Here is a 12,506-nt window from a genome sequence, read left to right as displayed (position 1 = left end):
CGTGACATAGCATCGGCTGGAAACCCACCTATGAAAGGATGACAGGACTCCGCTGGTCAGCAGCGCGATCGTCAGAACCAGAAATGATTCCTACGGCAGTAACAGCGTTCGATCCCGTTGGCGGTCTCAGCACGGACGCAACGGCCACAGGCAGAAGTCAACGGCGACGTCCACCTCGAGAGTTCCGTCGCCCAGCGACGATCTTGTGCAGGTTCTCGGCGGCTCGGCCGTTAGACCCGTTGGCGATCATCCAGCCGGTGATGAAGTCTGCAGTGTTCTGCTCCGGGGACAGCAGGCTTTCCAGGTCGTCGAGAAGGTGGCCGGCGCGGCTCTTGCCCCAGGAGTCAGCCCAGGCGTTGTTTCCGTTGAAGTGGAGTTGCACCAGCACATCGGTCACCTCTTCGGTATCATAGACCTCAAACCGCTCTACCTCGTTCGTCTGCTCTCCGCTGCAACTCGCCTCCGGGTGATCACGCAATCAGCGATAGAACGCTCGTTCTGCAGTCCCACCAGCGGCGAGGTGTGCTGGCAGAATTACCGAGGCGCTCGTCGTGACGTGATGGCTTAGAGATCGAGATCGATCCAGACTGCGGCATGGTCGGAGGCGCCGTGGCGGGATGCGGTGATCTCGGGGTAGATCTCCCACTGTTGCGGCGGGTTGGTGTTGTCGGGATCGCCCCAGAGTCCTTTGCGGAACACTCCTCTCCCTGTGGTGAGTTCGGCGAGTTCGGGTGAGACCAGAATGTAGTCCAGGCGGTTGCGCAGGCTGCATGACTGGAACGTGCCGGGGCGTGGGCCGGTGTCGAACCCGGGCAGGTCGGCGGTGTCGACCAATGGTGTGCCGGGTCCGAGCAGTGGTTCGAGGGTGGAGTGTTGGGGTGGGGTGTCGTTGGTGGGGCTTTGTTGAGGTCGCCGAGCACGGCGACGAGGTCGGCGCCGTCGGCACGGAGCTGGTCGTAGATTTCCCGCACTCTGGTGGCTTGCCTACGGCGCAGCGGATCGGGGTCGCCGCTGGAGAACGACTGGCTCTTGAAGTGGTTGAGCAGCAGGAACAGCTCGCGGCGGCCGGGCAGCCGCAGCTGGTAGACCGGGCAGTCCCGACTGAACAACGCCCGCCCGGTTTCGGACTGCGGGTCGGGGTCGTCGACGTGGCTGCGCACCGACTCGATGGTTACCCGGGCGGTGGTCATCAGGCCGACGTCGATGCCGCGTGGGTCGTTGCCGTCGACCAGCATGGCGTGGGCGTAGTGGCGATCCAGCAGGGCTGTGTTGAACCGCACCAGCGACGGCCGCTGCTCGGCCTCGACCAGGCACAGGATGTCGGCTGCCACCTCGTTGATCACCTTGGCGGTCATGCGGGTCGCGGTCTCGTCGACCGGCTCGGTGATCAGATCGACCCAGCCGATCCAGTCGCCACGCCCGGTGGCCACGATGACAGCGTCACCGCCGGCGGGTTGCTTGAGGAAGTCGCCGCGGTTCTCCCGCAACAACGCCCACGCCTCGAACGGCCGAGGGTTCAGCACCAACCGCCCGCCTGGATCGGCGACCAGCACGCGCAAGGTTTCCAGTCCTGCAGCATGTCCTGCTTGTCCGCCTCTGTGTAGACCGTCTTGGCGGACAGGGTCGTGAACCGGCCGAAGGCGGCCAGGACCGGCTCGCCCTCCGCCCACGTCGTGGCGTCGAGGGCCTTGGCCCGCTCGAACAGGTTCTCCACGTTGAAGGTCGCGAGCCGGACGGCCATATCGACGTCCTCGATTCACAACGGCGGTGACGCGGTGCGTCACCGCCGGACGACTCCGACGCACCACGGTGTCCTACCCGTCCAGTCGCCGAGAACGTAGGCCGGGTTACATCATTCACCCGAACGAGCGACCATCCGCCGGGCCGATCCCATCTGCCGTCGCCGAACGGCGCACCTGACCTGCTCAGGTTGGTCATTCGGATGGAGAACTCCTCCGAACCTTCGGAAGCAGGTAGAGACGAATCAGGTGAACACGACTCCGGACTGCGCGTATGGACCTGCACAGCACACGCACCGCGGTCTGTGAGGACGCTCACGTCTGCCTGTCGCGGATGGTGGCGCGTGGGAGGTGAGTATGCTTCGGATCTTGTGGTTAGAGCAGACCAGGCGGAGCTGTACATCGTCTCAGACGACGGCTCGGTCGAGCTCGTCTAGCCCAGATACGACCAGCACGAGGCATGAACGGACGTGGTGAGCGCGGTCAAGGGCAACCAACCGAGGTTGCTCGCCCAACTCAATCCCTGCCCTGGCCCGAAATCCCGGTCGGTGACCGCACCCGCGACCGCGGTCACCGACGCCGCGAGACCCGTACCGTCAAAGCCGTCACCCCGCACACTCCCGGCGGCATCGCGTTCCCACACGCCGAGCAGGCCGCCCGGATCACCCGCAGCCGCACCACCGGCACGAAGGCCACCCGCGAAACCGCTTACTTCACCGTGTCCCTGCCCGCCGGCGACGCCCCGCTGGCCGATCTGCAGGACTGGGTCCGCCGCGAATGGCCCATCGAAAGCCAGGTCCACCACGTCCGCGACGTGACGTTCCGTGAAAACTCGCACCAAGCCCGGACGGGCACCGGTCCGGCCGTCATCGCGACCCTGCGCAACACCGCGATCGGCTGGCACCGCGCCAACGGCGACACCAACATCGCCCGCGCCCTCCGCCGCGCCAACCGCCGATCATACGACCTGATCACCGCCGTGACCAGCAGCTACCCCACAACACAATGACCCTGGACGTCCCCAGCTGCGCTCAACCGCACGAAACCGCAGGTAAAAGCACCAAACCGCACCTACGACAAACCTCGCACACAAGTGACCGCATACGGGGCACGCAAGACCAAGTGTGGTCACCTTGCAAACACTCGATCGCCAACTTTCGGCACGCCAGAGGTGTCTCCAGGCCTACCGGTCGTCGCCCTCCCGATACGCCGAGCGCCCAGGGCAGAGCCGCAGTCCGGCCGCTCGGCACCATCTGACGACTTGAAGGTTTGCTGCGCGAACTGCGCGAATCTCCACCGTCCCGGCGGGCCCGTGCCCTCGCGGGCCGTCCGGCGGCGACGTCCGGATCAAACCGCCCGGTCCGGTCTCAGCCGTCGGAACGTGTGAGCCACAACCGGGACCCGTTGCGGAGCGGTCGCGGAGGGGTCACCCCCATGACGTTGGGCAATTCCACACCGCGCGCCCCCGCCCTCGATCGCACAGGTGCCCACAACCATCACTGCCCTCACATCGTCCGACGTGCGGCGACGATCACACAGTCGAGCATTCCTCTCTATAGAAGTCGTGTCCGACCTTATGAAGATTATTCATCGTGTATGAAAGTTCCAGACAGACGAGTATTGCTCAATTTAGCTCGTTCCTACTATCGCACGAGTGACGTTAATCCATTTGCAGCACCCCTTAGTTCGTCGCGCTGAAGAGATATCGTTGGCGGGCGATACGCGCGGAATACTGCGCCTGTTGCGCTCACCGGCAGCACAGACCGACGTGCGCATGCCGGACACAGCCGAACCATTTGACCAGCGGTACTACTGCGGCCTTCGGGTCGCCTTTTCACGAGCGAGGACACCCCGACTGATGGCAGTGACCCAGCAGGAGATCGAGAACCGGTTATGGGACGCCGCCGACGAACTGCGCGTGGCGATGCCCGAGGCGCAGTACTCCTCGGTCGTCTTCCCGCTGATGTTCTGGAAGTACCTGTCGGACACTTGGGAGCACCAGCACCAGGAGTTCCTGGCCGACAACCAGGGCCTGGACGGCCTCTCCGCCGAGGAAGCCCACGAGATCGAGTACCGCGACTACCAGTCGTTCGAGATCCCGCTCATCTATCCCGGCACCGTCCGGGAGCGCCGCGCGTCCTGGACGTCCATCCTCGCTACCGTCACCCAGCCGGGCCTCGGTCAACGAGTCCGCGCCTCCCTGCAGGCCATCGAGACGGCAAACCCCGACAAGTTCTCCCGCCTGTTCGGGTCCATGACCTGGACCTCCGAAGAGGTGCTGTCGCGGGAGGTGTTGGCGGCGGTCATGCAGGCGATGGACCGTACCCCGAAGATGCACGAGGGCAACATGTCCCACGACGTGCTCGGTGGGGCGTACGAGTACCTGCTGAAGCGGTTCTCCGACGGGTCCGGCACCCGCGCCGGCCAGTTCTTCACTCCGCGCGAAGTCGTCGAGCTGATCGTCGAGGTCCTGGACCCCAAGAACTTCGAGTCCGTGTACGACCCGACCTGCGGGTCGGGCGGCATGCTCATCGCCTCCGCGAACCTCCTCAAGGCCCGCGGCGGGCGTGGCTACACGCTCCGCCTGCACGGGCAGGAGGCCGTACCGGACACCGCGGGTGTGGCACGCATGAACCTCTTCATGCACAACCTCACCCAGTTCCAGGTCGAGGTCGGCGACACTCTGAAGGACCCGCGCTTCAAGAAGCCGGACGGGTCCGTCGCGCAGTTCGACGTAATCGTCGCCAACCCGCCCTACAGCCTGAAGTGGAAGCCCTGGACCAACGACCCGCGCGCCCTCGGCGGGGTCGCTCCGCAGTCGTCGGCCGACTGGGCGTTCGTGCAGCACATGATCGCGTCGATGGACCCGAAAAAAGGGCGCGCCGGCGTCGTCTTGCCCCACGGCGTCCTCTTCCGCGGTGGCCAGGAAGCAGCCATCCGCCAGCGCGTCCTGGACGATGACCTCCTCGAAGCGGTCATCGGCCTGCCTGCCAACCTCTTCTACAACACCAGCATCCCCACGGCGATCCTGGTGTTCCGTGCACCCGGTACCAAAGCCCCGAAGCGGAAGGACGGCGTGCTGTTTATCGACGCCTCCAAGCGGTTCACCAAGGCCAAGAACCGCAACATCCTCACCGACGCCGACATCGCCGACGTCGTGACCGCCTACCACTCAAGCTTCGACGCCGACGGTAACCCGGCGGACCCTGACGGAGAGGGCGGCCTATCGGCGCGGTTCGTCCCCACCACGGAGATCGTGGCAAACGGGTACGACCTCAACATCGGCCGTTACATCAAGCAAGCCGCCGCCGAGCAGGAAGACCTCGGCACTCTCATCAAGGCATACAACATCGCCCGAGCTGAGCGCCAGAAGGCCGAGCAGCGCATGCTCGCCGTCCTCGCTGCCGCCGGGATCGAGGGCTTCGATGAGTGACTGGCGGCAGATCTCACTGTCGGAAGTCGTCACTCGTGTCACGACGAAGAACGTGGACGGGACCAACGAGAACGTCCTGACCGTCTCCTCCGAGCACGGGCTGATCGCTCAGGAATCGTTCTTCACGAAGAAGGTCGCCAGCAACGACACCTCGGGCTACTACGTTGTCGCGCCGGGGCAGTTCGTCTACAACAAGAGCACGTCGAAGTCGGCCGCCTACGGCACGGTAGCTCGCAACCTCAGCGACGAGCCTGGCATCGTCTCCCCGCTGTACTTCGTGTTCGAGGCCAAGGAAGGGGTTGGGCTTCCCGAGTACCTGGAACTTGCCCTCAACTCGGACCAGTTCTTCGGCTCGCTCGCTGGCACCCTCCGGGAGGGTGCGCGTTCCCACGGCCTGCTGAACGTCCGCCTGAAGGAGTTCTACGCCGCCACCGTCACCCTGCCGCCCGCACCCATGCAGAAGCGGATCGTCGAGGTCATTGGCGCGGTCGACGACCAGATCACCGCACTCGACGCCGAGGCCAGGGCGGTGAGTGTGCTGCTGCGACGACTTCGCGCCGAACTGGTCAACGACCAGGATGCTCCGGCAGTCCGTGCTGACGAGGCGTTCGAGATTGCGATGGGGCGACAGCGGGCACCGAAGTACGCCGCAGGGCCCTACATGACACCGTACTTGCGTTCCGCCAACGTGGGCTACGGGACGCTCGACCTGACCGACGTGTTGGAGATGAACTTCGACCCGAAGGAACGCGAGGCGTTCGGCCTCGTACCCGGCGATGTACTCGTGTCGGAAGGCAGCGCAAGCCAGTCCGCAGTCGGCATGCCGGCGATGTGGCGTGGAGAACTGCCAGAACCGATCTGCTTCCAGAAGACGCTCATGCGGTATCGAGCCATCGAAGGCGTCAGCGTCCCGGGGTTCGTGAACCACTGGTGCCTGTGGGCCTATGAGTCGGGCACGTTCCTCGACATCGCGGGAGGCACCAACATCAAGCACATCACCGCCATGCGTGCCGTTCGGATGCCGGTGCGCCTTCCAGACGTCGCAGACCAGGAGCGGATCGCTGCGGAGCTCGACACGATGAGCGAGGTCGTCGCCGCGACCCGGGCCGAGGCACACCGTCTCCGTTCTGTGCGGGCAAGGCTGCTGGCGGGGTTGTTGGATCGCACCATCGACATCGAGTCCGCCGAGATGGAGGTCTGAGCCATGGCGAAAGGCATCCGCGAGCGGGAGTTCCAGAGCCTGATGATCCAGTGGTCCCTCCCGATGGGCTGGGGCTTCACAGCGGGCAGGTCGCTGCCGCGTGAGACGACGCAGACGGTGATCACCGGTCAGCTGCGGGACGCCATCGTCCGGCTCAACCCCGGAGTGATCGGCGGGTTCGACGTGGACGCGGTGGTCGAAGAGGTCCTCGCCACGGTCAACGCCGTCGAGGGTGGGCTGGTGCGGGCCAACGAGCAGGTGCTGCACCTGCTGCGCGGGCATAAGGAGTTCCGGGACGCCGACGGCGTGTGGCACGCCCTGAAGGTCATCGACTTCGAGCACCCGACCGCCAACACGCTGGTCGTGTCGGACGAGGTGACCATCACCGTCCCCGGCAAGACCTCCCGCCGGTTCGACCTCGTGTACTGGGTCAACGGACTGCCCCTGGTAGTGATGGAGGTGAAGTCACCAACCGCGAAGTCCGGATGGGCCGACGCCGCTCGTGAGATCAACGAGGTGTACGTCTCCGATTACCCGTGGTTCTTCACCCCCAACGTCTTCGCCGTCGCCTCCGACGGGTTGAAACTGCGGTTCGGTGCCGCAGGCGCACCCACGAACCTGTGGCAGCCGTTCCGGTCCACCGCCGACGACGAGAACCTATCCGGGCAGGCCGACGTACAGCGTTCCGTCGAGCTGCTGCTGAACCCGGCCACGGTCCTGGACATACTCGCCAACTTCGCCCTCTTCGACACCTCCGGGGGCGGGACGGACAAGAAGTACCTGCCCCGCTATCCGCAGATGGAAGCCGCGCACCTGGTCCACGAGCGGGTCCTGGCGGGAGGGTCGAAGGGCCTGATCTGGCACCACCAGGGGTCCGGGAAGACGCTGCTGATGGTGTTCGCCGCCTCGCTGCTGCTGGCCGACACACACACCGAGTCGCCCACGATCATCCTGCTCTCCGACCGGACCCAGCTCGTCCGACAGACCTCCGGGGTCTTCACCTCCGCGATGGGGGACGCCCACTTCCACCAGCCAACCACCAGCCAGGAGCTGCGTTCCCTGCTGGCCGACGACGTGCGCGGCGTCATCTCCACGACCGTGCACAAGTTCGCCGATGCCGGCAAGAACCTGTCGACCCGGGGCAACATCATCGTGCTGGTCGACGAGGCGCACCGCACCCAGTCCGCCAGATCGAAGTCGCTGGCCGGACAGATGCGTGCGGCGTTGCCGCACGCGAAGTTCTTCGGCATGACCGGCACCCCCGTCAGGAACCTCGCCACCGACACCTTCGCCCTCTTCGGCGAGGAGACCGACCCGGGCAGAGTGCTGCACCGGTACTCGGTGTCCCGATCGCTGCGGGACGAGGCGACCGTCCCGGTCATACTGGACCCGCACCCGGTCTCCTTCGAGATGGACGACCGGGCGTTGCAGGCCGAATTCGACCAGTTCGCTGACGAATTCGACCTCGACGACCCCGACCGTGAGGCCCTGTCTCGCAAGTTCGGGCGTCTCACCTCGGTGTTCGCCAACCCCGACCGCGTCCACACGGTCTGCCAGGACGTCGTGGACCACTACCTGGCCGGCGCCTACCGCAACGGCCTCAAGGCCCAGGTCGTCGCCTATAACCGCGAGCTGGCCGTGGCCTACACAGACAAGATCAACGAGCTGCTGGCCGGCTTCGAGGCGTCACAGGTCCTCGCCGAGGTCGGAAAGCACGACCGGATCACCGCCGAGGTGAACATCTCCGTCTCGGACTCCAAGGACGAAGATCCCGCCATGCGGCCGTTCCAGCTCTCGGAGACCGAGGAGGAGGAACAGAAGCGGCGGTTCCTCACCTCGGACGACCCGCTGTGCTTCCTGGTGGTGACCGCGAAGCTGATGACCGGGTTCGACGCCCCCAACGAGGGCGTCCTCTACCTGGACAAGCCGCTGAAGGCCCACACCCTGTTCCAGACCATCACCCGCACGAACCGCACCTGGGTATCCCCGACCGGGTTCGTGAAGACCTCCGGCGTGGTCGTGGACTACATCGGCCTGGCCGAAGAGGTCCAGCGGGCCGTCGTCGACCCCACCTCGGACGGGGCCGGCAAGGGCGGCGGGTTCGTCACCGACCTGTCCGAGCTGGTCGCCGAGTTCCGCACCACCTTCGCCCGCATCGAAGACCTTCTCGTGGACGTGGACGACCTGGACCTCACGGTCCACGGATACGAGTCCGTGCGAGCCATCAACACCTTCCTGGACGCCAACCCCGGCGCCGCCGAAGTGTTCACCAAGGACTACCGGCTCCTGGCCCGCCTGTACCCGCTCATCAACACCGACAAGCGGGTCGCCAAGTACCGGGACGGCTTCGGACTGTTCGGATCCGTGTACACCACACTGTTCAAGAAGTCCTCCGACGAAGAGAGGAAGGAACGGCTGAGCGAGCTGGGGCCGATGGTCCTGGAGATCATCAACGCCCACGTCCACTCCTTCTCCGTAGCCGCCTCTCACGAGGAGCCCCTCGTTCTGGACGCGCAGGGCATCGCCATCCTCAAGGAACTACTGGCCCTCGTCCGCACCAAGCCGGGCAAAGACGGCGGCAAGGGCGACACCCCGCCGTCCGCGGCGGAGATCCTGTCCCGCATCAAGGCCGCCCTCGACAGTGGCGTCGAGCCGGGATCCGCGAAGTACACCGCACTTGCGGAGCGGATCAAGCTGCTGCGGGACCGGATCATCCAGAACGCCCAAGACGCCCTTGCGTTCCTGTCCGAAGCGCTCCGGATCGCCCGCGCCATCGTGGACGCCGGGAAGCATCCCGGCGAGGCCGTGGTCGTACTGGACGACGATCACGTGGGCGTTCTGTCGCGGATCATCCACGACCACGCACCACCCGGTTTCACAGTTACAGAGAGGAACCTGGCAGAGGAGATCGACCAGGTGGTCACCCAGACCCTCGCTCGGTCATGGGATAACGCCGACGCCCGCAACCGAGGCGTCCGCCGCGCCACCGCCGCCGTCTTCCGCCGGTACATGCTGAAGCCGGTAGGAGAGCCGTACGACTCGACCGTCGCCTACATCGAAGCTCACTACCTCGTCGACTGACCAATGCCCCTCGTTCGACGCTGGCATCAAGATCACAAAGACCCGCCAGCCTGCCTGTCTCTCAAACCACTCGTCCCACCCGACGTGACGCAGGTTGTGGCTGCCGTAGCCGGGCAGGTCGAGCCGTAGGAGCCCACCACCTGTCCGACGGCCTGCCGCACCTGCCCCAGGCCTGCGTCGTACCGCGGTCGAGTCACTGCACCGGACTCCTCACTGCGTCCGCGCTGTCATCTCGCACCCGGCTTCCGGCCCAGGCGGGTTCGACCTCGGCCGATACCGCCGATCGGACCAGGACGCAGGCACGAGCGGTCAGGCGGGTGTGACCGACGAGCGTTCGGCGTCCCGACCGGCTGTGGACGTCGACGCGTCGGCGGCCGAGTTCCGCCGGCGACGACCGTGCGGGCAGCCGTCGTCGACCGGCTCAAGGCGGTGGCCGGGTGGTTACTCTCGGCGGATGACGGAGCAGGCGGGATCCTGGCACGCGGTGTTCAGCCGGATCGTCGACGAGTCGCACGTGGCCGGCGCTGACGAGTTGGCGGGCATCGTCAACGGCGCGACAGCCATGGTCGGGGTGTCGGTGCAGCTGTACTTGGTGGACCTGTCGCAGCAGCGGCTGCACCCCGTGCGGTCGGAGGTCGGGCCGTCGCTGCCGGTGGACTCCTCGACCGCGGGCGTGGCGTTCCGGCGGATGGAGGTCCTCGCGGTGCCCGCCGCGGACGGCACGCCTCCCTGCTTGTGGTTGCCGGTGCTCAACGGCACCGAACGGCTGGGAGTGGCCCGCGTGGTGCTGCCCGCGGACGGCGACCCGCACAACACCTGGTTGCGCGAGCAGTGCTGGGTGCTGGTCAGCCTGATCGCCCACCTGGTGACCAGCAAGCACCACTACAGCGACCTCTTCCACCGGGTGCGCCGCACCAAGCCGCTGACCGTGGCCTCCGAACTGCTGTGGCAGCTGCTGCCGCCGCAGACCTTCGCCTGCGACCGCATGGTCGTCACCGCCGCGCTGGAGCCCTACGACCAGGTGGGCGGAGACGGCTACGACTACGCCGTCGACGCCGGCCACGCGCACGTGGCCCTCTTCGACTCCACCGGTCACGACCTGCACGCCGGCCTGACCACCGCGGTGGCGCTGGCCGCCACCCGCAACGCCCGCCGCGGCGGTCTGGGCCTCGTCGAGGCGGCCCGGCTGGCCGACCAGGCCATCGCCGTGCGCAACGGACCCGACCGGATGACCTTCGCCACCGCCGTGCTGGGGCGACTGGACCTCGACAGCGGCCTGCTGCGGTACCTCAACGCCGGCCACCCACCCCCGGTCCTGCTGCGCGACGGCAAGATGGTCAAGGCCCTGGACGCCCCGGTGCGCACCCCGCTGGGGCTCGGCCACCTCGGCGGATCCCCAGCGGCACAACCCGCCACCGAGCAACTGCAACCCGGCGACCGGGTGCTGTTCCACACCGACGGCGTCACCGAGGCCCGCAGCCCCGACGGCGCCCTCTTCGGCCTGGACCGCCTCGTCGACCTCACCGAACGCCACGAAGCCGCCGGACTGCCCGCCCCGGAAACCCTGCGCCGCATCGTCCACGCCGTCCTCGAACACCAGCACGGAAGCCTCCAGGACGACGCCACCCTCTTGCTGCTGGAGTGGACCACCACCGGCCAACTCGCCCTGTTCCCCACCCTCTGACCTGGTTCCGGCGCTGCGCGACGGGATCTGTGGCGGCGTGGATCCCGGTGCGGAAGGCCACGTCGACGACCCAGGACCACCGCCATCCGACCGGATCGGCACCGGTGTGGTCAGGACCGGGCGGCGCTCAACCGATCGACGACCTCGCTGTCGATCGCGTCGACGTCGATACCCCGTTCCCGCAGCAGCGCGTCGACCTTGGCCTCCAACCGGTCGTCGCCCTCACGGGACTGTGAGGAACCCCAGTAGTACAAGAAGGACAGACCTGCCGCCTGCCAGACGAGCTGGAGGAATTCCGACTGCCAGTTCTCGAAGGTCGCCGAGAGGAACTGGGGGATGAATTCCGACCACGTGAACGCCTGGCCGTGCTCCTCGGCCGTGTTGGACACCTCGATCATCTGGGTGATGAACTGCGCGGCCCAGGACAGCAGGAACAACGCCAAGGTGATCAACGCGAAGGAGTACGCCTTGCGAAAAGGCGGCCGACCACCGTGCTTCTTCGTGCCGTTCATCGCGTCCACTCCGTTCGGTCGCCGCGGGGGCGGTCGATCGGTAGCCGTCGACCTCCCGCTCGTTGCAACCCCGGTACCCGCCCGAACTCGCGCCCAACCACGAGGACATGCCGGTCGAGGTCCGTTCCGGGCGGGCGGCGCATGTCCGCCAATCGTCGAGGTCGGTGATCATCCGCGCCGGACGTCGTAGGCGTGACTACCGGGATCGGGCATGTCGCACGCTGTCCGGAGTCGCAGCGTTACCGGCAATGCGGTCGTGCCGGTCACCGCGCCGCCGGAGACCTCGGGAGCGGCACTTGGTCCACCGGGACGCGCGGCACCGAGCGGCCGTCGCCGGACGCGGACGGGCGCAGGTCACCCACGAGAGGTGGACCAGCGGCGGACCGGAGGAAGAGTCCGGCGACCCATTCGGCCACCGCGACGGGCCTGGGCACCGCCAGGCCGTCGAGGCGTTCGAGGACCACCAAATCCTCGCCGACCTCGACCGCGACCGACCAGCCACGGCGCTCGTCCCACAGCAGTGCCACGTCGTGGTCCGGGAACGACGCCAACCGGCCGTCCAAGGCCAGGTAGAGGCCCACGGGATGCTCGCCGTGCACGCACCAGCAGTCACCGCTGAGCCCCAAGGCCGAGGTGACCGATCCCGCGTACCTCCGCAACGCCTGGGTCATGGTGTCGTCGAAGTACAGGTCCATCAAGCCTCGCCGCCTCTGCTCGGTGCCCGCCGCGCATGCCGCGCCGACTGCTTGACGCCCACGCCGGGTACCCGTCACCACGGCGCCCAACCGCCGCACGACCGCACGCGGCGCCGCCCCGGTCAGGTGACGGTCCTGGATCGTTTCGCCGAGTGCCGTCG

10 protein-coding genes are annotated in these 12,506 nt (G+C 66.8%); 5 read left to right on the top strand and 5 right to left on the bottom strand.

Annotated elements, in window-relative coordinates; genetic code table 11:
• Window positions 1-157 precede the first annotated feature (157 nt).
• The 3 genes from A6A25_RS43500 to A6A25_RS42580 all read right to left on the bottom strand — a co-directional run bounded on the left by A6A25_RS43500 (window position 158) and on the right by A6A25_RS42580 (window position 1,741).
• Window positions 158-397, bottom strand: a complete 240-nt coding sequence (locus A6A25_RS43500) for a hypothetical protein (RefSeq protein WP_143193563.1) — start codon at window positions 395-397, stop codon at window positions 158-160.
• A gap of 73 nt (window positions 398-470) precedes the next feature.
• Window positions 471-1,553, bottom strand: a complete 1,083-nt coding sequence (locus A6A25_RS43495; RefSeq protein WP_241829043.1) for an endonuclease/exonuclease/phosphatase family protein — start codon at window positions 1,551-1,553, stop codon at window positions 471-473.
• Entirely contained in the window at window positions 1,517-1,741 is a 225-nt protein-coding gene (locus tag A6A25_RS42580; RefSeq protein ID WP_083668866.1) for a hypothetical protein, read from the bottom strand. Before A6A25_RS42580 ends, A6A25_RS43495 begins: the two co-directional genes overlap by 37 nt.
• 716 nt (window positions 1,742-2,457) lie before the next feature.
• On the opposite strand from A6A25_RS42580, the gene A6A25_RS32960 reads away from it, so the two are divergent.
• From A6A25_RS32960 to A6A25_RS32940, 5 genes are all read left to right on the top strand, one after another.
• Complete coding sequence (locus tag A6A25_RS32960; protein ID WP_073896942.1) at window positions 2,458-2,748, top strand: hypothetical protein; 291 nt, start codon at window positions 2,458-2,460, stop codon at window positions 2,746-2,748.
• 855 nt (window positions 2,749-3,603) lie between these two features.
• Window positions 3,604-5,172 (top strand): type I restriction-modification system subunit M, encoded by a 1,569-nt coding sequence (locus A6A25_RS32955; protein ID WP_198932945.1) that lies wholly within the window; start codon window positions 3,604-3,606, stop codon window positions 5,170-5,172.
• Window positions 5,165-6,373 carry a restriction endonuclease subunit S gene (locus tag A6A25_RS32950; protein WP_198932944.1) on the top strand — a complete coding sequence of 403 codons (1,209 nt, stop codon included), beginning with the start codon at window positions 5,165-5,167 and terminating at the stop codon, window positions 6,371-6,373. Before A6A25_RS32955 ends, A6A25_RS32950 begins: the two co-directional genes overlap by 8 nt.
• A gap of 3 nt (window positions 6,374-6,376) precedes the next feature.
• Window positions 6,377-9,454, top strand: a complete 3,078-nt coding sequence (locus A6A25_RS32945) for a type I restriction endonuclease subunit R (RefSeq protein WP_073896922.1) — start codon at window positions 6,377-6,379, stop codon at window positions 9,452-9,454.
• 454 nt (window positions 9,455-9,908) lie between these two features.
• Window positions 9,909-11,138 (top strand): PP2C family protein-serine/threonine phosphatase, encoded by a 1,230-nt coding sequence (locus A6A25_RS32940; protein ID WP_073896921.1) that lies wholly within the window; start codon window positions 9,909-9,911, stop codon window positions 11,136-11,138.
• Between the two features lie 110 nt (window positions 11,139-11,248).
• Here A6A25_RS32940 and A6A25_RS32935 read toward each other — a convergent pair whose 3' ends face one another.
• Window positions 11,249-11,650 carry a DUF6766 family protein gene (locus A6A25_RS32935; RefSeq protein ID WP_143193561.1) on the bottom strand — a complete coding sequence of 134 codons (402 nt, stop codon included), beginning with the start codon at window positions 11,648-11,650 and terminating at the stop codon, window positions 11,249-11,251.
• Between the two features lie 263 nt (window positions 11,651-11,913).
• Window positions 11,914-12,345, bottom strand: a complete 432-nt coding sequence (locus A6A25_RS32930) for a DUF6292 family protein (protein WP_073896919.1) — start codon at window positions 12,343-12,345, stop codon at window positions 11,914-11,916.
• Window positions 12,346-12,506 lie beyond the last annotated feature (161 nt).

Source organism: Saccharothrix sp. CB00851 (genome assembly GCF_001905065.1).
GTDB lineage: Bacteria > Actinomycetota > Actinomycetes > Mycobacteriales > Pseudonocardiaceae > Actinosynnema.
Note: the sequence above shows the minus strand (reverse complement) of the source record. Positions and strands in the feature narration are given on the sequence as shown.

What these genes read in the sequence shown, in the direction of transcription:
- A6A25_RS32945 (WP_073896922.1), top strand. Translation starts at nt 6,377, where the DNA reads ATGGCGAAAGGCATCCGCGAGCGGGAGTTCCAGAGCCTGATGATCCAG.
- A6A25_RS32935 (WP_143193561.1), bottom strand. Translation starts at nt 11,650, where the DNA reads ATGAACGGCACGAAGAAGCACGGTGGTCGGCCGCCTTTTCGCAAGGCG.
- A6A25_RS42580 (WP_083668866.1), bottom strand. Translation starts at nt 1,741, where the DNA reads ATGGCCGTCCGGCTCGCGACCTTCAACGTGGAGAACCTGTTCGAGCGG.
- A6A25_RS32940 (WP_073896921.1), top strand. Translation starts at nt 9,909, where the DNA reads ATGACGGAGCAGGCGGGATCCTGGCACGCGGTGTTCAGCCGGATCGTC.
- A6A25_RS32930 (WP_073896919.1), bottom strand. Translation starts at nt 12,345, where the DNA reads ATGGACCTGTACTTCGACGACACCATGACCCAGGCGTTGCGGAGGTAC.
- A6A25_RS32950 (WP_198932944.1), top strand. Translation starts at nt 5,165, where the DNA reads ATGAGTGACTGGCGGCAGATCTCACTGTCGGAAGTCGTCACTCGTGTC.